The organism is Nitrospira calida (assembly GCF_976986435.1).
Genome location: NZ_OZ335950.1, coordinates 39,374 through 62,774, shown reverse-complemented (window position 1 = coordinate 62,774; position 23,401 = coordinate 39,374). Strand labels below are relative to the sequence as shown.

Sequence of the window (23,401 nt, the reverse complement as noted above, 5' to 3'; positions counted from 1 at the left end):
GTGATTCTGCCATAGCTTCAGCGGGATTAAAACCGGTTTTATGCCGAACTGTCCTGATTAGGCGGGGTCGAGTCGGAGGTCGTAGGTCTAGATGAGAGTAGAAGCGTGGTCTCGGCACTCCGCCTTACTACCAACCCGGGCAGCACCTTCCCGCCGCTATACACCCACCGGCGCAGCTCCCTGGCAGCGCTCGACCAGTCGCGCTGGTTGACCCGGCGCCGTAGAGTCGAGGTCTGCAGCCGCCCTGCGCCGAGGTTGAACGTGAAGTCCACGATGGCCGCGAGCCGTTCCTCGGGCTCCGTCGCCAGCACCGGACAGTAGCGCAGTGTGGCGGCGAGCGCGGTTCGCAGATCCTGAGCCAGATAGATCTCGCCCTCATCCTCGGTGATCGGCGGATGGTCAGGCTTGCAAAGGTGTCCGTAGCCGATCGTCCAATACCCTGCCGGGCAAATATAGGGGTGCGCGCGGCGCTGCGGATCGTGCTTGGGCACCCGATGGAATCCCTCGAATCGCTTTGCCAGGCCGACCGCAGCCAATGGCACGTCGATCATGGACGCACTCGGTCGAAGACGCGGCCGAGGAACCAGAAGTTGAGCACGCCGGCCCACAGCGCCTGATCGGCCTCGGTCCAGGCGGCCTGGATGGCCGGAATCCACTCCACGCCCGCATCGATCGCGCCGACGAAGGCTGCCGTCTTGGCGGCGCAGTAGAGCGCCATGAACCAATAGGTGATCACCGGCCGCACGCTCGACGACAGCGCATCCGCCCAGCGCACGCCGGATCGTTGCCCTTGTGAGGCGACGGCTTCCTTCAGCGCCTCGATGGCCCCGGCGTTCCACGCGGCATCGGCAGCAGCGCCGATCTCGGCCATGCGCTGGGCGCCGCGCAGCTTCTCGAACTCCAGCGCCTTGTCCTGCATCGCCAGCTCGTGGCCGCGTTCGCCCTTGCGGTCGAGCCACTTGAGGATTTCGGGAGCGAGGCGGAAGGCCCCGCCGAGGAGGCCGCCGAGCAGGGTCTCGATCATTGGTCACCTCCGAACACCTTGAGCTTGATGACGGCGCCGGCGACCAGGGCCAGCAGGAAGCCGGTGGTGACGAGCCGGACCACGGTCTGCCAGGCGGTGTGCTTGGCGGCGTTGAAGGCCTCGAGCAGGCCGCGCAGCTCGCGGATGTCGTGGGCGGCGTGGCCGTTCTCCAGCCCGAGATGGGCAAGGCAACGCTCGGCTCCGCGTTCGGCGGCACGGTCGAGCAGGTCTTCGAAGTCCTCGCGGCGCAGGAGCAGCGTGTTCTCCGCGAGGGTGGGCGGCTGGGTCGGTTCGGTCATGGGCTTGTCTCCAAAAACGACAAACCCGCCACGTGGGCGGGTTCGGGGGTGGCGGACGGGGTGCGGGGTCAGATGGGAACGCCGGCGCTCCAGCCAGAGGATTTGTAGACGGCGAGCCTGTCCTCGGCGGCAATAAAGGCGAGCCAGCCGACCTTGGGCGCGTGGTACTCCCAGGCGCCGTCGATCCACAGCGCGATCTGGTCGGCCTTGCCGGCCCAGGCGCCGGTGGCACCGGCCGGCACGATGTAGCGATCGCCGTCGGTGGGGCTTGCGGGTGGCGTGGTCACGGTGCGGCTCGTCACCGACAGGCCCACGATGGCGCCCAGGCGCTTCAGGTTCGCGTCCATCCCGGTGTGCCAGCCGGACTCGCCCAGCGTCCAGCCGTAGGCGAGGCCCAGGTTCGGATCGAGCAGTGGCATCGGTTCAACTCCTCTCGAGGTGGGTCATCGCCCGCCGGTCAGGCAGAGCGCGGCGGTGGTGTTGGTTCGGGTGCTGCCGCCAGTGGCGGCCGACGAGGGGCAGGTGCAGCACGCTGCCCTGCCTGGCCACGAGGCGGGTGAGCAGCCATTCGGCGCCGGCGTCGAGATCGGCGATGCGTGTCAGCACCGGCTCGACGGCGCTGCGGCGCATCACGATCAGGCCGTGGACGTGGCTGGCCGAGTGGGCGTGCTGGAAGGCGCTGTAGGCCAGCCGCCGCACGCCGACGGGGCGGCCTTGCTCGTCGATCAGGGCTTCGTCGGTGTAGGCCAGCACCGCCGACGGGCAGGCATCGAGCGCATCGGCCAGATGCGCGAAGGCGCCGGCCTCGTAGCGGTCGTCGGGATCGACGAAGGACACGAGCGGCAAGGTCCCTCGCGCGAAGCCCGCCGCGCGGGCCCTCCCGACACGCCCCGGGATGCCGGGCACCAGGTGCAGGCGGATTGGCGCGCCGGCGAGGCTGGCGATGCAGGCCTCGCGCCATTCGGTCGGCTCATCGAGCGTCAAGAGGTGCGCGTCGATGCGCGGCGGGCTCATCGCTGCCCCCGCCGCTGGGCGGCTGCCCCCCCAAGGGGGCGCGCCATGATCTTGGGACGGCCCGGCGATCATGGCGACACCCCGCCCCAGTGCTGCCCCCAGCGCAAGCCGTAGCCGGCGCGCTCGACGGTGCGCACCTGCGCCTGCCAGCTCACGAGCCCGTCGCGCTCGGCCTCGATCTCGACGGTGACGCGGTCGCCCGCGACGCCGGCGTCCAGGGCGGCGCTGGCCAGGTCCCAGGTCCAGGTGTTGCCGGTGAGGCCGGTCTCGCTGCGCACGAGGGTGCCGTTGCGGTCACGGAGGCGTACTGCGTAGGTGGTTCCGGGTTCGGGGCCGATGTCGCCCTCGTCCTGGCGCACGAGGTAGGCGGTCTGCAGGGTGCGGTCGCGGTGCGCCCAGGTGAGGGTGAGGTCGCCGGCGACCACGGCGGGCTCGCGCTGGCCGTTGAGCCGCACTCGCCCCGGCGGATACGGCCGCGCCTGGCGGCCCGCGAGCACGAGGGGCGCACCGTTGGCAGCCAGCACCGCATCCCCTTCGGCGCTGGCCGTGCGCGGGATGGCGGCGACGAACACCGACTCGCCCGGCGCGCGCTCGATGGTCTCTGCTGCCAGCCACTCGCCCACGCCCACCAGCCGCGTGCCGGCCGGATGCATCTGCGGCGTGGTGTCGAGCACCCCGCGGGCCAGATCCACCGTGCCCGCGGTGGCATCGAAGGCGATGATGGCCACGGCTTCGCGGATCGCGCCGCTGGCGTCGATCAGGTAGGCGTAGTCGCCGACCGCGAGGCGCTCGGGCTGGGCCAGGGCCGTCACCGGCACGGCCAGCGCATCGGCTTCGCTCGCCGGCAGCGCCTGGCCGAGCGTGAGCAAGGGCGCGTAGTCCTCCGGGGCCACTGCCTCGAGCTCACCGCTCGCGGGCCCGGTGGCGAGCTGCCAGTTCAACTGCCCCGAGCCGCCCGCGCAGGCCAAGGCCCCCACGTAGGTGTCGGTGTCGGTGAGGTAGTCGAGATCGGCCCGCGACAGCCGCCGCGCGAGTTCCCAGTACGGCACCTCGACCGCCAGCACCAGGGCCGGCGGCAGCGGTTCCAGCGGCGGCTCCTCGAGGCGCGGTGGGGTGGGCGTGAGCACGGTCTGGCCCATGCCGAAGACGTCCTCCACGGCCTCGATGCGCCATTCGGTGGCGCCCAGCGTGCCGGTGTCGATGCCGGTGACGCGCACCACCATGCGCTCGATGCCGAGGCGTGGCCAATGCAGCAGGAACACGTCCCCCGGCAGGGGCGGGCGCTCCAGGGCGCCGGGGGCGACGGTGAGCGTCATGCGCGCCAGGGGCGAGCCCAGCGCGCGCAGGTCGCGCAGCGCCAGCCGCGCGGCCAGCGGACCAAAGTTCACGCCCGGATAGTCGCGCCGCTGGTTGATCACCCCGCCTTGCAGCTGGATCGCGGCGAGGTTCTCCACCGTGACGGTGGCTTCCTTGCCCGTGGCCCAGTCGGTGTAGACCACGGTGATCTCGTTGGGCAGTTCCCCCCACTGCGCGCGCTCGAAGCGCTCCATACGCACGATCTCGTCGGGGCCCAGGAGCGGCAGGCCCTCGATCCAGTAATCGTCGCGCAGGAGCTTGAGTTCGAAGCGGCCCCGTTCGGGGTCGAGGTAGAGGATGCCGCCGACGTGGTCGAGCACCTGGGCGATGAAGGCCTCGATCGGCTGCTGGCGCGTCCAGACCAGGTTCAGGCCGAAGCCTTCGGCGTCGAGCGCCCAGGCCGCGTTCCAGAAGCTCGCGCCCAGCGTGCTCTGCGGATAGCCCATGCCCCAGTGCGGGTCGGTGAGGCACTGCACCAGGATGTGGGCCGGGTTCATGCCGACGGTGAGAGAGGTGCCGGTGTCGGCATCCCAGGTCCGCACCTCGGCGTTCCAGGGCATCCAGGGTTCGTCGTGCCAGCCCGCCGTGAAGCGCCGCACCCGCACCGCCCAGGGCTTGAGGTAGGGGTTGTTCGCGGCGAACAGGATCTTGCGTGCCACGATCGACAACACCCCGCGAAACGCCGGGATGGCCGCGCCCAGGCGGCTCATCAGGTAGTCGTTGCGACCTTGCGCGGTACTGCCTGCGAGCACGTCGAGGTCGCCCACCACGCCGCCTTCGCGTTCGTCGCCGCCGAAGAGCGTGGGCCGATCGATGCGCAGGCGGCCCAGCCCATGGCCGCTCGGCAGCGGCGCGCGGCTCGCATCGCCCCAGGCGGTGCGATCGCCGATCTGGATCTCCTGCACCGCATCCACCGGCCCCTGGCACAGCACCAGGTGCATGCCGATGCGGTAGCGGTAGCCGACGGTCTGCTTCTTGCGGCGGCCGCCCATCAGCGCGGCTCCTCATGGCAGGCCTGCGCGACCTCGACCACGCGATGCGCCATCGCGTCGCCGGTGGCCAGCAGCACGGAGGCGGGCAGCCCCCGGGCGAGGAAGTCACGGAAGTCCAGGCCTTGGCGCGCGAACCAGGTGCGCGTGCCGTGCACGCAGAGCCCCGCGGCGCGCACGTGGGCGATGGTGACGGTCACGTCCTTGCTCATTTCTTGCCGCCCTTCTTCTTGATCGGTTCGGCCGAAAGATCCCCGTACCACACGACGTTGGCGCCGCGCAGCAGCACCGCGCCGAAGACGACCGGGATCGGTCGCCCCTCCTCGGCCGTGGGCGCGTCGAGGTCGGAGAGTTCGGCGGGTTTCGGGGCGGGCGGTTTGGGCGCGAGGGCGACGGAGACCAGCGCGGCGACGACGATGACGGCGAGGTACCACATGCAATCGATCTTCTTAGAAGACGCCCGTCGAGAACGGGTTCTTGGTGGGGATGAAGGGAAAGCCGCCGTAGTTGGCGAGGTTGCCGAATCGGGAGTGGCAGGTGGACATGCTGTGGTCACAACCGGCGGTCAGGGTCACGCTCATGCCGGCGGCAAGCCCCACCGGGTAGAGCAGTTCCACGCCCGCGGTCGATTCGCTCACGATCATGTGGCGCGCGCCTGCCGGCGTCTGCAACCAGCCGCCGGCGAGCATGCCGGCCACCTCGGGCGGGAGGCTCGCCAATTCCACCTGGCGGCCTTCGGAGCGGATCACTTCGGCGCTGGCCGAGATCGGCGTCGCCCCACACGCCGCCGAATACAGCACGTGCGAGCAGGCGCGGCTGTAGAGCCGACGCAGACCAATGCGCTTCAAGCTCACCTGGGCGGACTCGCAGCGGATGCGGGCCGCGTCGTCGGCCACCTCCACCCCGAGCACGCGGCCCATCCAGCGCGTGCCGGAAAGCCACCAGGCATCGCCCCAGGCGTCACGTCGGGCGATACGCAGTCGCACCGCGGTCGCCTCGCCGATGAGGGTCGCCTGCAGCAGATGGCGCACGAGCGCGTGGTCGGGTGGCAGCGTCAATTCCAGCGCCGACTTGGCCGCCTCGGCGCCGAGCGCGAGCGCGCTGCGCTCGAGGGGGCAGCGCTCGTAGCGCTGGCCGCCGATCTCCACGTCGAACTCGTGCGGGGTGAGCCGGAAGCTGCCGCTCGTGCCCTCGAACACGTAGAGCTCGACCTCGAACAGGGGGCCCTCGCTCATGGTCAGGACGGGGTGTAGGTGATGCGATCGTTGCCGCGCGGCTCGGGCAGCCGGCGCAGGGTCAGGGGGATCTCGACCAGCTCGGGGGTGTGCCAGTACAGATCGACGGCGTCGTGGTCGAGCCGGCAGCGGGCCAGACGCAGGACGCGGCTGCCGGCGGGCACCGCGGCATCGAGGCCCGAGCGCAAGACGAGCACGCCGCCGGCGTCTCGATGGAACGCGCCGGTGAGGACGGCCTGGCGCGTGCCGTCGGAGTGCAGGATCAGCGCGGCGGCCGGGCGGTGCCAGAAGGCGGCCAAACCGTCACCCTCTACGCGCAGGAAACCATCGTCGGCTGAAGCGGGGGCAGCGATGCGCAGCACCGGCGCCAGACCATCGGGCAGCCAGCAGGCACCGAGCCGCCCCTGGGCGCGGTACAGCCGCGCGCGCCAGCGGGCGATGTCTTCACGCCCGGCAGCCAGAAACCGGCGCTGGAAGCTCGTCGTCGGCCACGGGTCGTCACGGCGGACCCAGGGGTCGGCCGGGGAGAGGTCCTGCCGCGTGACCACGCCATCCGCCGTATGGGTGGGGTCGTCGCGCCAGTTGCCATCGGGCCAGACGGGCAGGCCGTCGAGCCAGAGATCGTCGAGCCGCCCTTCGTCGGGCAGCGGCTCGAAGGCCACCTGCGCGGTGACGCTGCCCGCATCGAGGCCGGGCACCCACTGCGCGAACTCGGCCGGCTCCACCGCGAGGCCCTCGACCAGGGGCAGGACGGTCGCCCCTGCAGGAACCGCCCGTGCCAGCGGCTCGGTGAGCCACAGGCGCTCGGGCTCCACGTCGGCCAGTTGCAGCACCTGCCAGCAGTCCGCGGCCATCAGCAGCGCGAAGCGACGATCCGCAGGCCAGTGCAGGCCGTCTTCCTCCAGGCGCAGCTTGGCTGCGGCCGGCGCGAAGCCCGCCGCATCCACCGGCGTCACTGGAAGCAGCCGCGCGCCCCTGTCCGCCGCCGAGGTCAGCCTCACCGCGTGTTGCGGCAGCGGCCACCAGGCGAGCCGGCCCAGATGGTCGGCGAGCCAGTCGGTCACCAGCGCGTCGCTCGCGCGAGCGTGGCCCACGTGGTAGGTGAGGGATCGCCGCGGCACGCGCCGCAGCCCCTGCCGCGCCTCGTTGCCCGAGGCGAGCCGCACTACGCCGGTCGCCCATTGCAGGCGCTCGATGAGGGGCTCGGCCCAGTCGTGACGGAAGGCGAACACCCCGCGTGGAGCCTCGGGCCAGGGCGTCTCGCCGAAGGCCTCCATCGCTTCTGCGACCATCGCCGCCGCGGCGGTATCGCGGCGCAACACCTCGACCCAGAAGGCGGGTGCGTGCCGCGGCGGTGCGTGCTCCGCCAGCGTCTCGGCCCACAGCGTCGAGAGATGGGTGGCCGGTAGCGGCTGGGCCGAGGTCTCGGCCAGCGCCGTGGCGGCGAGCGCCCCGAAGGCCGCGCGCGAGATCGACTCGGCCCGTTGCTCGACAACGCTGACCCCCGGTGTGGGTTGGCCACCGACCTCGGCCACCACCTCAGGCAGAAGCCGATCCGTCATGCCGACTCCAGCCCGAACTCGGCGGCGTTGAAGGCGCCTTCCGTCCACGGCACGTTGCCGTTCGGGTTGCGCTCGAACAGCGCCGTGTGCCAGGCCAGTTGCTCTTGCAGATGGATGTCGGCGCTCACCGCCGTCTGCGCACCGCTCGCCACGATCCCGCGCACGCGGCCGGTGCCCGCATCCGTCTTGCGCGCGAGCAGGGTCACCTGCACGCCGTGGATCGCCGGGGTGGTCATCACGGGCAGCGCCTCGACGTCGAAGGTCTGGCGCAGGCCGGCGGTGGCCGCGCGGATGGCAGTGGCTTCGTCGCCGTCGCTCACCGCCTCCCAGGCGGATGCCGCGCCCTCGACCGTCCACTGGTTCTGTGCGCCGTTGGCCTGGGCTTGAAGCGCATCGACCCGCACGTCGCCGAGGAAGGTGTTGTTGATCGTGCCCGAGGTGTCCGCGAGATAGAGGTCGTCCACGTCGACGGTGACCGGGCAGGGCTGACCCGGCACGCTGCCTGCGAAGGCGGTGAGCAGCGGCCCGCCGCCCTGGGTGGTGTTCTGCGCCGACAGGGTGATCGCGAGCACGCCGTTGATGCGCACGTTCAACGTGCCGTTGCTCGTGCCCTGAACGACCTGCAGCTCGACGTAGTGCCACCCCCGCACGGCTGCCGTCGTGACCGAGGTCGAGATCCACTGGTCCCAGCCGCTCATCCCCGATCCCGTCCGCCGGTAGAGCTTCAGGCGCCCGTCCTCGCCCAGCTTGACGAGGTGCGCCACCTGCGCGGATGCGTCGCGCACGCCGAGCAGCACCGGCTCCTCGCCGGTGTTCTCGAACGGCGCCACGCGCAGTGCCGCGCCCACGATGAGGCTGGTGCGCCCGGCCTCCAGGTTCTTCACATACCCGCCGCCGGCGCCTGCGGGCAGGCGCAAGGCGTAGGACGAGGGTCGCCGGCCCTGGATGCGCGTGGCCTGAGGCGACAGGTACGCCGCCTTGCCGCGCGCGAGCCACGGATCGCCGAAGGGATCCAGCGCCTGCGGGTCGTAGTGGTCGAAACCGTCGATGAAGAGCAAGGCCATGGGTTACCCCTGGAGCGCCGCGCGCACCGCGCGCGCGTTGCGCCCGATGATGTTGAGGATCACCCGCTCGCCGGCGGGGGTCTGCAGGTGGTCGTGGGTGACGCCCGGGTCGATGGCGTTGACGATGCGCACGGCCTGGCTGACCGGCGGTGTGGCCGGCTGCACCTGGACCTGGGGCACCAGGCCACCCGCCGCGAAGGCCAGGCGCTGGCCGTCCCAGCCGGGCGGGGCCTTCAGGCCGTTGAGGGCATCGAGGAAGGCCACGCCGACACGCCGGACCGCCGCCGCACGCACCACGTATTCGCCGGCCGACAGCCGCGCAGGGATCGAATCCGAGGTCGAGGTGCCGGGGCCCGACACGTAGCCTCCAGAGGCGAACTTCTTGATCCCGCCCAGCAACGCCATGACGGCGGCCACCATCGCCGCCATCGCGGCAATCGCCAGCCCCGGGCCCACGACCGGAATCGACGCCTGCGAGGCGGCCGCGCCCGAGCCGGCTTCAGCCGCATTGGCGCTGACCTTGGCCGCCGTCTCGGCCTGCTTGGTGGCCACCGACTGGGCGGCCGCCGCCTGCTCGATGGCCGCTTCCTGCTGGGTGAAGCCCAGCTTCATGGCGAGCATCCGCGCCTGCATCGCCACCCACTGCTGGAAGGGCTGGATGACCAGGTGCTGCAAGAAGGCATCCGAGATCGAGCGGAAGATGTTGGAAAGCCCCTCGCGCAAGCCTTGCGCGCCGGTGACCATCCCCTGCACGGCCTGCCCGAAGCCATCGCCGATGCGGTTCCACATCGGCGCGAGCTCATCGACGACGAGCCGTGTGCGCTCCAGTTCGTTGCGCCAGGCGGCCACGCGGCCCGCCACCTCCGGTCCGATCGCCTGCGCGGCCTGCTGCATCGCGGGCAGCAGGCGCTGCATCTCATCGGCGGACTCGCGCTGCAAGGCGACGATCCGTTCGCGGGCCTGGGCTTCGGTGAGCAGCCCGGCCTGCTGCTGGATCTGGATCGCCTCCTGGGCATTGCGCAGCCGCTCGGTGACGAGCCGCCACTCGCTTTCCAGCTTGGCGAGGTTGGCCTGCGCGGCGCGGACAGAGATGAGCCGGTCGATCAGCGAGACGCCCGCGGCGTCGTTCTCGGCCGCGAGGCGCGCGCGCAAGTCGCGGTAGCTGCGCTCGATCGCGGCGCGCCGGTCTGCCGCCGTGTCGGTGCCGGTGAGCTGGGCGAGTTCCTCGCGCGCCTGGGCCAGGGCCTCGGCCAGTTCCCGCTCGGCCCGGGCGGCGGCGCGGGCGTTGGCGACCTCGATGTCGGCGCGGCGGTCGTTGAGAACGATGAGGTCGGCCTCGAGCTTGGCGATCTCGGCTTTGGCGCGCAGTCGGTCCGATTCTGATGCGCGCGGGTTGGTCGCGACGGCTTGGCTAGCGGCGAGTGCCAGCCGGCGACGGGCGATCTCGGCGTCGAGTTCGCGCTGCTCCAGCGCAGTCTTGCGGCCGTGGTAGTCGCGCACCGACAGCAGCCGGTCTTCCAGTGCTTGATCGACCGCGCGCTGTTGGCGCTCGAGGCCGTCTTTGAGCAGGGCGAACTCGGCGTCCATCTGCGCCTTGCGCAGGGCCGCCAGGGCGCTGGCGGCCTCGCGGGCCTGGCCCGGAGCCGTGAGCCGTTGCAGCAGCGCCGGGTCGGCCTGGATGCGCGGCGCCTGGACCTCGATGGGCTTGGGGTCGAACAGGCTGTCCCGGAACTCGGCCAACTCGTCCAGACGCCGCACGAGGCTGCCCTTGAGTTCGGCGATGATGGCCTTGGCCCCGGCGGTGTTGCCGCGCAGGGCCTCGACCGCCGCCGCGACACCAGCGCCGATCGCCTCGCCGAGTGCGACGAAGGCCTTGCCGACCGTGGCGGCACCCAGCGCCAGGGTCTTGAGCACCAGCACCACGCCGTCCAGGATCGCGCGCAGCGTGCCGCCCTGCTTGGCCGACTCGACCATCCCGCCGGCCATCTCGTTCAGGGCCGGCAGGAACGCCTCGATCACCCGGTTGGCCAGACTCGTCGCGGCGAGCCGCAGCTTGGCCAGCGAGTCGTTGAACACCTCGGCCTGTGCGGCGGTGTCGCCGCCGATCTGCACGCCGAGCGCTTCCATCTCGCCGGTCAGGGCCGCGATGCCTTCGCGTCCCTGGTTCAGGAAGGGGATGAGCTCGGCGCCGCTCTTGCCGAAGAGCTGCACCGCCAGCGCCGACTTCTGCGCGCCGTCGGGCATGGCCTTGAAACGGTCGGCCAGATCGAGCAGCACCGCATCGGTCGCGCGCAGCGTGCCGTCCTGGTTCTTGAACTCGACACCCAGCGCTTTGAGGCGCCGGGCGGACTCCTCCGAGCCCGTGGCCGCCTCGAACATCGTGGTGGCGAGCTTCTTGAGCCCCGTCTCGAAGGTCTGCGCCGAGACCCCGGACAGTTCCGCCGCCGGCACCAGGGTGGAGAGCGATTCCACCGTGATGCCCACGCGCTGCGAGAGCTTGTTGAGCGCATCGGCCGACTCCAGCGCCGACCTGACCATCGCGGCCAAGCCCGCCGCCGACAACGCCACGCCGAGCCCGGCGAGCACGCCGTTGACCCGGCGTGCGGCGTCGGCCAGGCCGCCGAGGTTGCGCTGGATCGAGCCGAAGGCCGCGCGCGTCTCGTCGACGGCGCGGATGAGGATTTGGGCTCGCTCGGTTGCCATTAGAGTTTGTCCAATTCACGCCCGATCGCGGCAGCGAGCTTGGGCAAGGCGCCTTGCACGCCTGCTGCGAGATCGAACCGGCGCTTGAGAATCACCCGCCGCACCAACACGGCGATGGGAATCTCCTGGCCGCGCTGCAGGCGCTTGACGCCGCTGCGCTCGCGCTCGGCACGCTTGAAGCGGCCAAGCTGCGCGGCGTTCTCGCGGAGGTTCTCGGCCATCAGCAGCACGCGGCCGTTCTTCTCGACGAAGAAGGCGTTGCCCGAGCGCATCAGGCCGTCGATGACCTGACGGAAGCGCTTGGGGCCGATCCGTCCCGGTAGCAGCGGGATCAGCATCCGGCCCGCCACCGTGCCGCCGTGCGTGTGGATGCCCAGCCAGGCAATGCGGCTGCCCACCCACAGCGCGGGCAGGCGATCGGGCTTGCGGTCGAACACCTTGGCCTGCAGCGAGGCGACGAAGCTCGCGCGCCGGACCTGGAAGGCGCTGCGCATCTGGGCGCGGGCGGCCTCGCGCACCTCGCGGCCGCCTGCGGCCATCCCTTTGGCCACCGCCGCGTGGATCGCCCGCCGGCGTTCGGCGCTCCAGGCCGAGAGCTTCCTTGGATCGAGCAGTCCCTCGGTGGTGAGCGTCAGTTTCATGGCCGCACGTCCTCCCACAACTCGCGCTGCAGCCGCTCGATGGCCGCCCGGTCGCCCTGGGCCGCCACCGCGTGCAAGGCCAGCCGCAAGGCGTGCTGCCGGCGCTCCCGCCGCTCGTGGGCGGCCAGCAAGCCGCGCACTTGCGCGAGCGTGTAGCCCATCACCTCGGCGTGGCGGTGGCCGGCGGCGACGAGCCGGGCGACGGCGTCGTCCCAGCCGAGAGGATCGGCGCCAGCCGCTCGCCCGCCTGTGCGATGCTCGGCGTCACCCGCCGCACGAAAAAATCCGCGTTCACCTCGAACACGGCGGCGGCCAGGGTGACGGCCTCGTCGAGCGCCAGCCCCTCGATCCAGGCACGCTCGCGCCGGGTGGCGAGCGCGAGCAGATCCAGCACCGCCTCGCCGTGCCGGGCCAGCAGCGCGAGCCAATCCGGCTCGGCCGAGAGATCGGCGGCGATGGGCCGCACCGCGGCGAGGATCCGCGGCAACTCGCCCAGGCGGATCGGCGTGAGTTCCACCGCGGTGCCCGCCACCGTGACCACCTGGGGCACGGGCGGGAAGGTCTGGAAGTCGGTATTGCTATCGGTCATCGCCATCCCCTTACAAGAGCACCAGGCGGCCGAACTGGCCCAGTTCGCCGTCGGTGGGTTTGGAGAGATCCGCCAGCACCTGGCCGGAGAGTTCGAACTTCAGCAACTCGTCGGTGATGATCGACAACTCCTTGGCCGGGTTGATGGCCACGCGATAGAGGTCGATCACCACCTCGCGGTTGGCGTCGGCGGTGTTCAGGCCCTCGAAGCGGATCCAGCGCTCGGGCAGCGGCCGGGTGAACATCGCCGTGCTCTGCGCGGCGCCATAGGCGTAATCGACGGTGAAGGGCTCGACATAGGGGCCGCCGGTCGTGGCGTCGAGGATCAGCACCGAGCCGTGCTTGGCATGCACCTGGTACTGCGCCGCCGGCAGGGGCTTGGGCGGGCTGTCGGAATCCTGGATCTGCACCGCCGAGACGTTCTGGTGTGCGAGCGGATAGAGGTGGCCCGCGGTCACCGGGTTGGGCAGCGCCTCGCCCGTGACCGTGCCCGCTGCCACCGTGGTGGAGTGGCCGTAGAGGGCGAGCGCGAGGTTGCCGCTGCTCAGTTCCTCCAGCGTGCAGGCGAACTCGCCCTTCTTGGTCTTGATGAGCTGCAGGTCGGTCAGGCGCTGGCCGGACTGCGCCTCCTGGTGTTCCAGCGTCTCCACCGACAGCGACACCTTCAGTTCCGGCACGTTGCCGACGAAGGTGAGGCCGGCGGGGTTGCCGGCCGCATCGCGCGCGCCGATGTAGACGCGCCCTTGTCCGGAGAAGTAGGCCATGGTCAGTCTCCCGTGGGGGTGGGCGTGGACGGGGCCGCGGCGGCGGGACCGTCACGGCGCGAGGGTTTGAGGGATGCGGCCGGCGCCGGGGAGTCCGGCGTGACGAGCCGGGCCGCGCCCTGGGCGATCAGCCAGCGGGCGCTGGCCTCGGGCAGGTCCAGCCGCGCGCCGGCGCTCAAGCGCCGACCGGCGTGGGTGTGGGCTTGGAGCAGTTCGATGTGCATTGGATGGGTCATCCCGTGGTCGTGAGGTCGGTCAGCGTGGTGCGGTAGCGGATCTCGTAGCGCGCCGGCAGCGTCACCGTGCCGGCATCGAGGTCGTCGGCGTCCCAGTCGGCGTCGAGCTCGCGCACCGCGAGCGCCAGGCCGCCCAGGTTCGGGTCCGCGAGCACGGCGGCGTGGGCGGCGACGATCAGCCGGTCGGCCGCGTCGAAGGCGTCCGCGCCGCGCGCGAGCGCGACCAGGCGCACGGTGAGCGCCCGGTCCACCAGCCGGTTGGCATGCGCGGTGAGGGCGTCGCCCTCGACGAAGACGAGCAGTGCCGGGCCGGCCTCGCGGGGCAGCGGTGTCGCCGGCTGGCGCAGCACGGGCGCCGGGGCCAGGGCCGCCGTGAGCCGATCGACGAGGATGCGCAGCAGGCGCTCGCGCACCGAGTTCATGGCAGCCTCGCAAGCTGGGCCCGGCACTCGCGGCCGTCGCCGAGCGCTCGCACCTCGCGCACGCGGTAGGGCTCGCCGGCGATGGTGACCACGTCGCCCGGTGCGAGCGCCAGGCGCGAGGCCGCGTACTCGAGCTCGAAGTCGCGCGAGAGCGCCAGGCCTTCGAGCACCGTCTCGTCCGGCGCACGGAACGCACAGTGCACGGTGGCGGCGCCCACCACGACGGGCGTCAAGAGTCCCGCGCGCTCGGCGGCGTCGTACAGATCCTCCACACGCACCATCGCACAGGCACCGTCAGACGGTGAGCTTCACCAGCACACCCGGTCGGTGGCACATCGGCAGCGGGTTGCTCTGGGTGTGCAGATCGGTGCCGCGGTCGAACTTGCGCGGCTCCTGCTTGGCGTAGAGCGGCTGGCCCAGGGTGTTCACGGTCTCGTTGAAGTCGGCCGGGGCGAAGTAAGTGGCGAAGGTGTCCACCGTGCCCAGCGGAAAGGCGTGGGCCTCGCCCGCGGCGATGAAGCGGCGCGCGTTGCCGTGGGCGTCGGTGGCCTGGCCGCGGTACTCCTCGAAGGTGATGCCGGCGAAGACGAAGCCCGCGCGCACGTCGTTGATCAGGATCGCGCCCTGTTGCCACTGGGTATAGGCCTCCTTGACCGACTTGTGGCCGGTGAGCGCCCGGAAGAACTCGGGCGAACAGAGGACGTGCACGCCGGTCATGAACTCGCCCTTCAAGTTCTCCTCGATGTGGGCCAGCACCTCGTAGCAGTGGCCCTTGACGTCGCTCGCGGCATTGGCCAGATCGAAGGCGATGGTGGTCTGCCTGAGATCGAACTCGTCGAACAGGTCGTAGATCGTGCTGCCGTCGGCGTCCAGGATCTGGCCCTTGAGTGCGCCCATACGCAGGTGTTCGAGGGTGATCGCGTGCTTGTTGCGCATGGTCTCCAGATGCCGTGCCAGCACGCCCGCGACGGCCTCCATCTCCGTCTCCGAGCCGAAGGCCCGGATGCCCTGGACCTCCTCGGGCAGCACCACGTCGTCGTGCGGGATGTGCGGGACGACGAAGGAACGCAAGGAGCGCTGGCCGCGTTCGCCCACCGTGCCCGGCGAGCCGGGCGGCCGGGTGGGCAGCAGGTTCAGGCGCCCGGCGTACTCCTCGATCACGACCTGGCGCGTGCGCACGGGCTTGGCCGGAAACAGGTTCAAGGCTTCCAGCCGCCCGTAGCGGTTGGGGATCAGGTTGATGGCGGCGGTCAGGCTCGCCATCGAGAAGCCGGGGGAATCGAAGGGGTTGAGCATCGGGAGACTCCAGAAACGACGAACCCGCCGAATGGCGGGTCGTCCGAGGTGTGGGGAGGGGCGGAATCAGGCGCTGTCGCGTACCACGATGCCGCGCGCTTCGAGCTGTGCGATCGCAGCGATCTGCTGCGCGGTGGTGATCCCCGCGGGCCAGACCAGCGCGTTTCGCGCGACGATGGCGTGGCGGGCGATCAGGATCGCGTCCTCCCGGTCGATCAGCGTCGCATCCACCGCCTGGGCCAGGACGCCTGCGGCGATCTCGGTGCCGTCGGATGCACTGGGATCGAGCGCCTTGAGCTTGCTTGTGGCCGTCTCGCGACCGACCACGGCGCCGAGCGGCAGGTTCTGCCCGGCCGCCACGGTCGCCTGCTCGCGCGAATACAGGTTCGGCGCCTCGTACTTCAGCAGGTCGCCGAGGTTGGGGGCTTGGGTGAGCGTGGGCATGGTTCACTCCCGGGTCACGAGTTTCTTCACGGCGGCGACCACGGGCGAGGCGGCCGGATCGGCGCCGGGGGTGGCCCAGTCCTGGGGCGCGTGGGTCGAGCGCACGGCCGACTCCATGCTGTGGGTGGCGCGCGCCTCGATCAGGGCGCGGCGCACCTCGGCTTCGGTGCGGCCGGCGGCAATGAACTCGGCGGCGCGCTCGGGGCAGCCGGCGATCAGGCACAGTTGCGCGATCGCTTGCGCGGACTGCGCCACTTCGCGGCGGGCCTCGGCCACCCGGGCGGCGGCTTCATCCACGCCGAGCGTCTCGGGCGGGGTGTCGGTCATGGTGGGGGTTCCTCGGAGAACGGTCGCCTTCCCGGTCGGGGCCTGGCGCGGCGGGGAAGACGGACGCCGCGCGGCAGAAAGATGTCGGTCGAACTCGGCGAGCACCGCGGCCAGCGTGGCCACCCCGTCGGCCAGCCCGGCTCGAGCAGCCTGCGGGCCGAAGAAGAGCGCGGCCTCGGTCGCGCGCACCGCGGCCTCGTCGAGGCCGCGCATCGCCGCCACGTGCGCGACGAAGAGCGCGTGCAGCCGGTCCACCTCGGCCTGCAGCGCCGCGCGGGCGGCATCGTGTAGCGGCTCGTGCGGCGAGTAGTCGTTCTTGCGCTCGCCCGCGGTGATCGCGGTGTAGCGGTAGCCGTCTTGGGCGTCCTTGACCGACTGGTCGACGTGCAGCGCGATCACGCCGATCGAGCCCACGCCGCCGGTCTCGGTGACGAAGAGCCGCTCGGCCGCGCAGCCGATGGCGTAGGCCGCGGAGAAGGCAGCGTCGTTGGCCACGGCCCAGACGGGCTTGAGGCCGGCCGCCTCGCGCACGCGGCGTGCGAGCTCGAAGCACCCGCCGGTCTCGCCGCCGGGCGAGTCGATGTCGAGCACGATGCCGGCCACCAGAGGGTCGCCAAGGGCCGCCTCCAGCCGCGCGCCGATCTCGGCGTAGCTGGTCAGGCCCGAGGCCGCCTCCAGCCCCAGCGTGCGCTTGACCAGGGTGCCGTGGATCGGCAGGACCGCGATCGAGCTTGACGGAAACGCCGCAGGGTTCGGGGCCCTCGGCAGCGGCGGCGCGAGTGCGACGTCCGGCGCGGCCAGATGCAGGCGCTCGGAGAGCACCGCGAGGATCAGGTCGAGCTTGGCGCGCTGGACGAGCAAGGGCGTCCCGAACAGGCGGGAGGCGAGATGGGGCAGCATCGGTGTCAGTCCTGAAGTTCGGTGTCGGGCGCAGGTGTCGGCACCGGCGGCGTCGGTTGGTCGTGCCGCGGATCCGAGTCGAACACCAGCCCCAGTTCATCGGCGCGCCGGTTGTCGGCGGCGATCTCGCGGTCGATGTCCTCGGCGTCGTAGCCGTAGGCCGAGATCGCCTCCGAGCGGCTCATCAGCCCGGCGCGGATCGCGAGCTTGAGCGCGTTGAACTCCTTCAAGGGATCGACCCACTGCCAGCCCTGCGGGATCCACTTGGCGGCCTGGTACGCGCGCCGGCGGCGGGCGTAGCCGGGCAGGCTCAGCGCCCCTTCGAGCACGGCCTGCTCCATCCAGGCCCGCCACACCGGGCGGCACAGCTGGTACACGATCACCCCGTGCTGGATGGCCTCGCAGCGGCGGCGGAACTCCAGCAGCCCCGCGCGGATGCTGGAGTAGTTCACCTGGGTGAGATCACCGGTGAGCATCTCGTAGGTGATGCCCATGGCGGCGGCCACCGCCCGGAACTGCTGGCGCATGAACTCGGCGTAGGAACTGCCGACATCGGCTGGCGCGGAGAACTTGATGTCCTCGCCCGGCTCCAGGATCTGCAAGGTGCCGGGTTCCAGCCCGGCGAGCGCCGCGCCTTGGGGCTCGGCGAGCCCTTCGCCCATCAGGCTGTCCTCGGGGGCGAGCCGCGTGATGAAGCCGGCGAACATCGCCGCGGTCTTCTTGCGCACCAGTTCCGCGTCGTCGTACTGGTCGAGCTCGTGCAGCTTCACCAGCGCCCGCGCGAGCCATGGCTCGCCGCGGATCTGCCCCGGGCGCAGCGGGCGGAACAGGTGGATGACCTCGGAGGCACCCACGCGCACGGTGTCGAGACCTCCCGCGGAGGCGCCCGTGCCCGACATCGGCGCCAGGTTCCCGTCGCCCGGGTGCGAGCGGTGCAGGTGGTAGGCCACGCGCCGCCCGAGCCGGTCGAACTCGATGCCGGCGCGGATGACGTGACCCGAGGGCAGGTCGCGGTTCAGGGTGGTCGGCAGGTGCTCGGGCTCCAGCACCTGCAGCTGCAGGCCGACCGCGAGGCCGTCCTCCGGGCGGCGCCAGCGCAGGCGCACCAGCGCCTCGCCGCCTTCGAGCATCGCGCGGCAGGCGAGCGCCTGCAGGCCGTAGAAGTCGGTGAGTCCTGCGGCGTCGGCCTCCTCCACCCAGTCCCACCACAGGGCGTGGATGGCCTCGCGTACCGCGGCGTCCTCGACCATACTCTGCGGCTTGATGCCGGTGCCGATGGCGTTGGCCACGAAGGCTTCGATGCCCGCGGCCGCCCAGGCGTTGCGCCGGGCGAGATCGCGGCTCTTGGCGCGCAGCTCGCCCTGGGTGGAGGCGAGTGCCGCGACCGCCCCGGGATTGCCGACCTGCCAAGCGACGGCCCGGCGGCCGCCGCCCACGCCGTCGTAGGTGGGGCTCGTGCCAAGCAGCCGGCGCTTGAGGGTGCTGAGCCAGCTTGCTGGCGTTCGTGAGGTGCGCCAACCCATCACGTCCCCTTGGTCGTCGTGATCCGGATCTGCCGCGGTGCGCCGGGCCACAGCCCCGTGGCCACGGCCTGCTCGAAGAGGTCGCGTTTCACCTGGCGAATAGCGGCCTGCAGTTCCTCCACGCTGCGGTACTCGACCGTCTTGTCGCCGAAGCTCACGCGCTTCTCGCCCTTGGCGAGCGCGGCTTGCAGGGCCTCGAGGTCGGCTTGGGTGTAGGCCATCAGCGGTAGACCACGAGGTCGATCTCGGGGGAGTCGGCGAACGACGCCGCGGTGGTCGCGCAGCCCACATCGACGTGCGTCGGCGTCTTCTCGTCGGCGGTCGCGCGCACGATCAGCAGCCGCTGCGTGCCGCTGTTGGTGCTGCTGCGGGCCACGCCCACCCAGCAGTAGTTCGCGTCCGGCAGCGGGCTGGCGAAGCTCACGCGGTAGCGCCCTGGGGCGAGCCGCGTGACCGAGGCGACGTTGTGCGCAGCGCGCACGACGACCTGGTTGCCGACATAGCCGAAACACACCCAGGCCCGCGCCAGACCCGGGTGGTCGGCGCCGACCTTGACCTTGACCTCCCGCCCGATGCGGCCGGCCAAGGCGGCGATGCGCGCAGCCAGACTCATCAGAGCAGCGCCCCTTCGAAGATCGCGACGAAGTCGGTGTCGGTGTCGCCCACCTCGGCGGCGGCCACGGCGCCGATGTTGCTGCGCGCCTGGGCCTGCTCGGTAGCCGTCAGGGACTGCGCCGCGTCGAAGCGCACGCGGTGGTTGACCGCAGTGAGCAAGGCGTCCAGGCCGCTGGTGCCGTCCTGCAGCAGCTGCTGGATCTCCAGCAACGTGTCGTAGGCGGCATCGGCCCCGCCCAGGATCTCGGCCTTGAGCGTGTCGAGCAGCGTGACGATCTTGTGCGAGGAGTAGGTGCTGCTCGTGGCGACCTGGGCGTCGTCGATCGCTCCCGAGGCCACCACCGCGGCCTTCAGCTCGTTGATGGCCGCCACCAGGCTCGACTTGTCGGTGGTGGTGAGGTGGGCGAGGTTCCCGGCCTTGGCGCGGACGTCGTTGAACTCCTGCGCGACGCGGATGACCAGGCTCTCGATGCGGGTGGTCAGTGACATAGCGTCTCCTCGTCAGGACAGCCAGCGGCTCTTGATCACGCGCCGGCCGGTGTTGCGGTTGCCAGAAACACCCAGGCCACCTCGATGGGTGGCCTCGGTGATCGATTCAGTAGGTGTTTCAAGGGCTGGCGGACTGGCCAGCCCCAGTTGCCGCTCCAGTTCGCGCCAGTGGCGTTCCTCGAAGCGGTCGAGCCCTGCGGCCGCAGCAGCAGCACGGGCATACACGTAGCAGTCCAGCGCCTCGTTGCGCTCGCGCATCTTCTGCCACTCGCGCACCGCAAAGCCGTGGCGATCACGCCGGGTGACGAGCTGCTCGGCGCACAGTTGCTGGAGGAACTCGGCGTCGATCTTGGGCAGGTGGACGAAACCGGCCGGGTAGGTCACCGTCACGCCGTCGTCGGCCACCTCCGCGCTCTGGCGCAGGTGGTTGTAGAACTCGAGTTTGGCGAGCCCCACCGCGACCGCATACACCTTGATGCCCCGGCGCAGCTTCTTGCCCGCCTGCGAGACATCGACCGCCGTCGGTGTGCCGATCAGGGCCGCGCCCCCCATCGAACCCGTCCGCACGCCCTTGACCGCCATCACCCGCGCGTCGCGGCAGGCGCGCACGAAGGCGTAGGCCTCCTGTGTCGCAAAGCCGGTGTCCAGCGCCAAGCGGGCCAGCGGCATGGCCGCGCCCGAGGCATGGGTCCAGGTCTCGGCGAGCATCCCGCCCAGCGCCTTCCACACCGCATCCCGTGCGGTGTCGCCCATCAGCACCCGGTGCTCGATGAGCCAGGCCTCCTTGCCACGCCCGAAGGCCCAGACCGAGACCTCGATGCGGTCCTTCTGCACGTCGGCGCCGGCGGTGAGCAAGAGCCCGCCGGCGGGGACGGTGCCGATCGGGTAATCCTCGCGCCGCTCCAGCAGGCGCTGCCAGTCCGGCGCCTCGCCCTCCTCGACCCAGGTCTCGCCGAGCTCGGTGTTCTTGAAAGTCTTGATGGCAGCGGCCGATCCCGACTCTTTACTGACGGCGGCTTCCCACGCAGCGGCGATCTCGCACCAGGCGCGCCAGCCCAGCGGGCTGTACAGCGACGACAGATGAAACCCCGCCGTCTTGCCCGCGCCTTCCGCCGTCGCGCGCCACTCGCCGTGCTCCAGCATCCAGGTCTTGTGATGCTCGGCGATCGCCGTCTCGCATGATTCGCACACATACGCCGCCGTCTCGGGCCGGCCCTTCTCCCAACGCAGTTGCTCGAAGCGCAGCCACTGCCGGTGCGAGCAATGCGGGCAGGGCACGAAGTAGCGGCGCTGGTCGCTGGCCTCGTACTCACGCTCGATGGCCGAGGCGCCCGCGATCGTCGGCGTCGAGACGATGAAGATCTTGCGCCGCGCAAAGGTGCGCGTGCGCGCCTCAGCGAGCGAGATCGCATCGCCCTCCCCCTCGACGTCGAGCGGGTAGGCGTCCACCTCGTCGAGAAAGAGATAGCGCACCGGCATCGAGCGCAGGCCCACCGCGCTGTTCGCGCCGGTCATCACCAGCACGCCGCCACGAAACTCCTTGGCGAGGATGGTGTTGCCCGAGTCGCGGCTTCTCGCCGGGGCGATGAGTTCGCAGAGCACCGGCGACTCCTCGATCAGCGGGTCGATGCGCTGCTTGGAGTTGCGCTTGGCCATCTCCACGGTGGGCCACACGGCCATCATCGGCCCCGGCGCGTGGTGGATCACGTAGCCGATCCAGTTCGAGCCGGTCTCGGTCGCGCCCACCTGCGCGCCCTTCATGAACACCACCCGCTCGATGGGCGAGGTCGGCGACAGGCAGTCCATGATCGCCTTCAGATACGGCGTGCGGCTGGTGCGCCAGCGCCCCGGCTCGCTCGAGGCCTTGCTCGACAGCACCCGGTGACGGTCGGCCCATTCGGAGACGGTGAGCAGCGGGTCCGGCGTGAGGCCCTCGCGCCAAGCGCGCTCGATGACGTCCCAGCCCTCATAGGCGAACTCGTCCATCAATCGACCCGAACCTTGAGTTCCCCGAGCTCGGCGAGGTGCTCGCGCACGGCGGCATCCAGGGCCACGTGCAGGGTGTGAGCCTCCACGCCGAGCCGGGCCGCCATCTGCGCCGAGATCCGCGCCGGCCAGTTGAGCCAAGCGTCGCGCTCCGTACGGGCGAGCTTGAACACATGCGCGATGGCCTGGTGGCGATCGACCAGTTCGCCCTTGAGGCGGGCCAGCCGCACCTTGTTGGTCTGCGCCTTGACCACCTCGTTGACCGTGCGCGCCTGCACGAGCGTGGTGCCGCCTGCGGGCAGGCCGGTGGCGAGGTTGGGGGCCGGATCCTCCGCCACCCGCACCTTCACGGTCCGGGAGCCCGTTCCCGCCTTCGGGGGCTCGGAGTTCCGGGTCCAGTCGCGGTCGGCCCGGTCTGGGTCGATGGTGCCGTCCGCCTCGGGCGTGATGCGCCCGGTGCGGATGGCCTTGTGCACGGCGGTGTCCGATACCCCACGGTGGCGGGCGTAGGCGCGAATCGAGATGCCCATGGCCCTCTTCGATCAAGTCATCGTCAGTTCTTGGCCAACACCCGCAGAAAACGCTTGGCTTCACGGGCGAGAAGCGCGTTCATCACGTCACCCCGAACCACCCGATCGAAAGGACGCCCGATGAACCCCCACACCCCCGACCTCCTCGCCACCAAGCTCGCCGAGGCCGCCCTGACCGTGCTGGTGCGCACCTGCCGCAAGGAGGTGGCCGCCGCCAGCCGCGACGAGCTCGAAGCCGCCTGCGTCGCGATGCGCGCCAAGGCCCGGCCGGTCATCGACCAGTTGCTCGACGACGCCCGCGCCGCACCCTGGGTGGCCGAAGCCGCCTTCCACGCCGCCGCGCTCGAACTGGCGCAGGCCGGCATCGCGGTGTTGCGCAAGGTCTGACGAGCAATGCGAAGCCAAGCAAGAACGCTTGGCTTCTCACGCGAACAGCGCGTTCATCACCTCACCCGATCACCACGCACCAAGGAGCAGACCATGACCCTGCGCATCCGCCAATCCCAGGTCACCGACACCAACGGCAACGCCCTCGGCACCCGCCTGATCCGAATCGAGTTCGACGAGCAAGGCCCAGCGACCGTGATGCACGACGGCCAGCGTTACGACTTCACCGGCAAGACCGGCACCCACCTCAAAACCGGCTTGGCGGTGCGCGAGATGGCCACCGCGCGCGACGCGCGCCTGTGGATCAGCCTCGATGGCGAGCGCCTGTGGGAAGACTGACTCGCGCCGATCCATCCCTATCCAGGAGCAGACCATGAGCACCATCACCCTGACCCCCGCCCAGCACGCGATCCTGGCCCATGCGCTCGAGCACAGCGACGGCCGAATCGACTGGTTCCCCGAGCACATCCAAGGCGGTGCCCGCCGCAAGGTGCTCGACGGCCTGGCCAACCGCGCCCTGATCGCCCGCCAGGGCGAGGTCTGGGTCGTTGCCGACGCAGGCTACGAGGCCTTGGGCGTGCCGCGCCCGGGTGCCCGCACCGCCCCGCGCCAGTCCTTCGTTGCGAAGCTCGATGCGGTGATCGCCCGGGCCGAGCAGGCGCAGACGGCGCGCGACGAGGCCGACCTGGAGGCGGCGGTGAACGCCGCCGAAGCGGCCTGGGCGCAGGATGCGCATCGCAGCGCCGAGCCGCGCCGCCCCCGCGCCCACAGCAAGCAGGCGCAGGTGATCGCGATGCTGCAGCGTCCCGAAGGCGCCACCCTCCGCCAGATCATGGACAGCACCGGCTGGCAGGCGCACACGGTGCGCGGCACCTTGGCCGGGGCGCTGAAGAAGAAACTGGGCCTGACGATCGTCTCCGAGAGATCCCCGGGCGGCGAGCGCGTCTACCGGCTTGCCTGAGTCGCGATGGGGCAGCACATCCCGCGCGGGCTGCCCAATCTGACCG

At 71.1% G+C, this 23,401-nt stretch carries 31 protein-coding genes; 3 read left to right on the top strand and 28 right to left on the bottom strand.

What is annotated here, in order from left to right; all coding sequences use genetic code 11:
* Positions 1 to 38 precede the first annotated feature (38 nt).
* The 28 genes from ACWHTU_RS00385 to ACWHTU_RS00250 form a co-directional block, all read right to left on the bottom strand.
* Complete coding sequence (locus ACWHTU_RS00385; RefSeq protein ID WP_215870518.1) at positions 39 to 551, bottom strand: lysozyme; 513 nt, start codon at positions 549 to 551, stop codon at positions 39 to 41.
* Positions 548 to 1,024 (bottom strand): hypothetical protein, encoded by a 477-nt coding sequence (locus tag ACWHTU_RS00380; protein ID WP_215870519.1) that lies wholly within the window; start codon positions 1,022 to 1,024, stop codon positions 548 to 550. The genes ACWHTU_RS00385 and ACWHTU_RS00380 overlap by 4 nt, the downstream gene beginning before the upstream one ends.
* A complete protein-coding gene (locus tag ACWHTU_RS00375) occupies positions 1,021 to 1,323 on the bottom strand; it encodes a DUF6127 family protein (protein ID WP_447860966.1) in 303 nt (100 codons plus the stop codon). Before ACWHTU_RS00375 ends, ACWHTU_RS00380 begins: the two co-directional genes overlap by 4 nt.
* 68 nt (positions 1,324 to 1,391) lie before the next feature.
* Positions 1,392 to 1,742, bottom strand: a complete 351-nt coding sequence (locus tag ACWHTU_RS00370) for a DUF2793 domain-containing protein (RefSeq protein ID WP_447860965.1) — start codon at positions 1,740 to 1,742, stop codon at positions 1,392 to 1,394.
* Between the two features lie 4 nt (positions 1,743 to 1,746).
* Positions 1,747 to 2,337 (bottom strand): hypothetical protein, encoded by a 591-nt coding sequence (locus tag ACWHTU_RS00365; RefSeq protein ID WP_447860964.1) that lies wholly within the window; start codon positions 2,335 to 2,337, stop codon positions 1,747 to 1,749.
* Between the two features lie 68 nt (positions 2,338 to 2,405).
* Positions 2,406 to 4,685: a phage tail protein gene (locus tag ACWHTU_RS00360; RefSeq protein ID WP_447860963.1), complete on the bottom strand. Its 2,280-nt coding sequence runs from the start codon at positions 4,683 to 4,685 to the stop codon at positions 2,406 to 2,408.
* A complete protein-coding gene (locus ACWHTU_RS00355) occupies positions 4,685 to 4,894 on the bottom strand; it encodes a hypothetical protein (protein WP_447860962.1) in 210 nt (69 codons plus the stop codon). Before ACWHTU_RS00355 ends, ACWHTU_RS00360 begins: the two co-directional genes overlap by 1 nt.
* On the bottom strand, positions 4,891 to 5,118 hold the full coding sequence (locus tag ACWHTU_RS00350; protein ID WP_447860961.1) for a hypothetical protein: 228 nt from the start codon (positions 5,116 to 5,118) through the stop codon (positions 4,891 to 4,893). Before ACWHTU_RS00350 ends, ACWHTU_RS00355 begins: the two co-directional genes overlap by 4 nt.
* A 13-nt stretch (positions 5,119 to 5,131) precedes the next feature.
* The gene (locus ACWHTU_RS00345) at positions 5,132 to 5,917 is read right to left on the bottom strand and encodes a DUF2163 domain-containing protein (protein WP_447860960.1); all 786 of its coding nucleotides are present in this window, start codon (positions 5,915 to 5,917) and stop codon (positions 5,132 to 5,134) included.
* 2 nt (positions 5,918 to 5,919) lie between these two features.
* The gene (locus ACWHTU_RS00340) at positions 5,920 to 7,479 is read right to left on the bottom strand and encodes a hypothetical protein (protein WP_447860959.1); all 1,560 of its coding nucleotides are present in this window, start codon (positions 7,477 to 7,479) and stop codon (positions 5,920 to 5,922) included.
* Positions 7,476 to 8,543 carry a hypothetical protein gene (locus ACWHTU_RS00335; RefSeq protein WP_447860958.1) on the bottom strand — a complete coding sequence of 356 codons (1,068 nt, stop codon included), beginning with the start codon at positions 8,541 to 8,543 and terminating at the stop codon, positions 7,476 to 7,478. Before ACWHTU_RS00335 ends, ACWHTU_RS00340 begins: the two co-directional genes overlap by 4 nt.
* 3 nt (positions 8,544 to 8,546) lie before the next feature.
* On the bottom strand, positions 8,547 to 11,246 hold the full coding sequence (locus tag ACWHTU_RS00330; RefSeq protein WP_447860957.1) for a phage tail protein: 2,700 nt from the start codon (positions 11,244 to 11,246) through the stop codon (positions 8,547 to 8,549).
* On the bottom strand, positions 11,246 to 11,887 hold the full coding sequence (locus tag ACWHTU_RS00325) for a DUF6441 family protein (protein WP_447860956.1): 642 nt from the start codon (positions 11,885 to 11,887) through the stop codon (positions 11,246 to 11,248). Before ACWHTU_RS00325 ends, ACWHTU_RS00330 begins: the two co-directional genes overlap by 1 nt.
* Positions 11,884 to 12,048 carry a hypothetical protein gene (locus ACWHTU_RS00320; RefSeq protein ID WP_165908759.1) on the bottom strand — a complete coding sequence of 55 codons (165 nt, stop codon included), beginning with the start codon at positions 12,046 to 12,048 and terminating at the stop codon, positions 11,884 to 11,886. Before ACWHTU_RS00320 ends, ACWHTU_RS00325 begins: the two co-directional genes overlap by 4 nt.
* Positions 12,048 to 12,476, bottom strand: coding sequence for a DUF6631 family protein (locus ACWHTU_RS00315; protein ID WP_447860955.1), 429 nt, complete (start codon positions 12,474 to 12,476; stop codon positions 12,048 to 12,050). Before ACWHTU_RS00315 ends, ACWHTU_RS00320 begins: the two co-directional genes overlap by 1 nt.
* A 10-nt stretch (positions 12,477 to 12,486) precedes the next feature.
* On the bottom strand, positions 12,487 to 13,239 hold the full coding sequence (locus ACWHTU_RS00310; RefSeq protein ID WP_447860954.1) for a phage tail tube protein: 753 nt from the start codon (positions 13,237 to 13,239) through the stop codon (positions 12,487 to 12,489).
* A 2-nt stretch (positions 13,240 to 13,241) separates the two neighbouring features.
* Positions 13,242 to 13,463 carry a DUF7210 family protein gene (locus ACWHTU_RS00305; protein ID WP_123770460.1) on the bottom strand — a complete coding sequence of 74 codons (222 nt, stop codon included), beginning with the start codon at positions 13,461 to 13,463 and terminating at the stop codon, positions 13,242 to 13,244.
* An 8-nt stretch (positions 13,464 to 13,471) separates the two neighbouring features.
* On the bottom strand, positions 13,472 to 13,897 hold the full coding sequence (locus ACWHTU_RS00300) for a hypothetical protein (RefSeq protein WP_447860953.1): 426 nt from the start codon (positions 13,895 to 13,897) through the stop codon (positions 13,472 to 13,474).
* A complete protein-coding gene (locus tag ACWHTU_RS00295; protein WP_447860952.1) occupies positions 13,894 to 14,178 on the bottom strand; it encodes a head-tail joining protein in 285 nt (94 codons plus the stop codon). Before ACWHTU_RS00295 ends, ACWHTU_RS00300 begins: the two co-directional genes overlap by 4 nt.
* A 13-nt stretch (positions 14,179 to 14,191) precedes the next feature.
* Complete coding sequence (locus ACWHTU_RS00290; RefSeq protein WP_447860951.1) at positions 14,192 to 15,193, bottom strand: major capsid protein; 1,002 nt, start codon at positions 15,191 to 15,193, stop codon at positions 14,192 to 14,194.
* Between the two features lie 66 nt (positions 15,194 to 15,259).
* The gene (locus ACWHTU_RS00285; RefSeq protein ID WP_447860950.1) at positions 15,260 to 15,637 is read right to left on the bottom strand and encodes a head decoration protein; all 378 of its coding nucleotides are present in this window, start codon (positions 15,635 to 15,637) and stop codon (positions 15,260 to 15,262) included.
* 3 nt (positions 15,638 to 15,640) lie between these two features.
* Positions 15,641 to 16,864, bottom strand: a complete 1,224-nt coding sequence (locus tag ACWHTU_RS00280) for a S49 family peptidase (RefSeq protein ID WP_447860949.1) — start codon at positions 16,862 to 16,864, stop codon at positions 15,641 to 15,643.
* A gap of 5 nt (positions 16,865 to 16,869) precedes the next feature.
* Positions 16,870 to 18,387, bottom strand: a complete 1,518-nt coding sequence (locus ACWHTU_RS00275) for a phage portal protein (protein ID WP_447860948.1) — start codon at positions 18,385 to 18,387, stop codon at positions 16,870 to 16,872.
* The gene (locus ACWHTU_RS00270) at positions 18,387 to 18,608 is read right to left on the bottom strand and encodes a phage head-tail joining protein (RefSeq protein ID WP_104302188.1); all 222 of its coding nucleotides are present in this window, start codon (positions 18,606 to 18,608) and stop codon (positions 18,387 to 18,389) included. The genes ACWHTU_RS00275 and ACWHTU_RS00270 overlap by 1 nt, the downstream gene beginning before the upstream one ends.
* Positions 18,608 to 19,000, bottom strand: a complete 393-nt coding sequence (locus ACWHTU_RS00265; protein ID WP_447860947.1) for a hypothetical protein — start codon at positions 18,998 to 19,000, stop codon at positions 18,608 to 18,610. Before ACWHTU_RS00265 ends, ACWHTU_RS00270 begins: the two co-directional genes overlap by 1 nt.
* Positions 19,000 to 19,491 carry a hypothetical protein gene (locus ACWHTU_RS00260; RefSeq protein ID WP_447860946.1) on the bottom strand — a complete coding sequence of 164 codons (492 nt, stop codon included), beginning with the start codon at positions 19,489 to 19,491 and terminating at the stop codon, positions 19,000 to 19,002. The genes ACWHTU_RS00265 and ACWHTU_RS00260 overlap by 1 nt, the downstream gene beginning before the upstream one ends.
* A gap of 12 nt (positions 19,492 to 19,503) precedes the next feature.
* Entirely contained in the window at positions 19,504 to 21,477 is a 1,974-nt protein-coding gene (locus ACWHTU_RS00255; protein ID WP_447860945.1) for a phage terminase large subunit family protein, read from the bottom strand.
* Positions 21,477 to 22,007, bottom strand: a complete 531-nt coding sequence (locus ACWHTU_RS00250) for a hypothetical protein (RefSeq protein ID WP_019562352.1) — start codon at positions 22,005 to 22,007, stop codon at positions 21,477 to 21,479. Before ACWHTU_RS00250 ends, ACWHTU_RS00255 begins: the two co-directional genes overlap by 1 nt.
* Before the next feature lie 120 nt (positions 22,008 to 22,127).
* Between ACWHTU_RS00250 and ACWHTU_RS00245 the strand changes: the two genes are divergently transcribed.
* From ACWHTU_RS00245 to ACWHTU_RS00235, 3 genes are all read left to right on the top strand, one after another.
* Complete coding sequence (locus tag ACWHTU_RS00245; RefSeq protein ID WP_447860944.1) at positions 22,128 to 22,394, top strand: hypothetical protein; 267 nt, start codon at positions 22,128 to 22,130, stop codon at positions 22,392 to 22,394.
* 93 nt (positions 22,395 to 22,487) lie between these two features.
* Complete coding sequence (locus ACWHTU_RS00240; RefSeq protein ID WP_447860943.1) at positions 22,488 to 22,733, top strand: hypothetical protein; 246 nt, start codon at positions 22,488 to 22,490, stop codon at positions 22,731 to 22,733.
* 34 nt (positions 22,734 to 22,767) lie between these two features.
* A complete protein-coding gene (locus tag ACWHTU_RS00235) occupies positions 22,768 to 23,355 on the top strand; it encodes a DUF3489 domain-containing protein (protein WP_072756622.1) in 588 nt (195 codons plus the stop codon).
* Positions 23,356 to 23,401 lie beyond the last annotated feature (46 nt).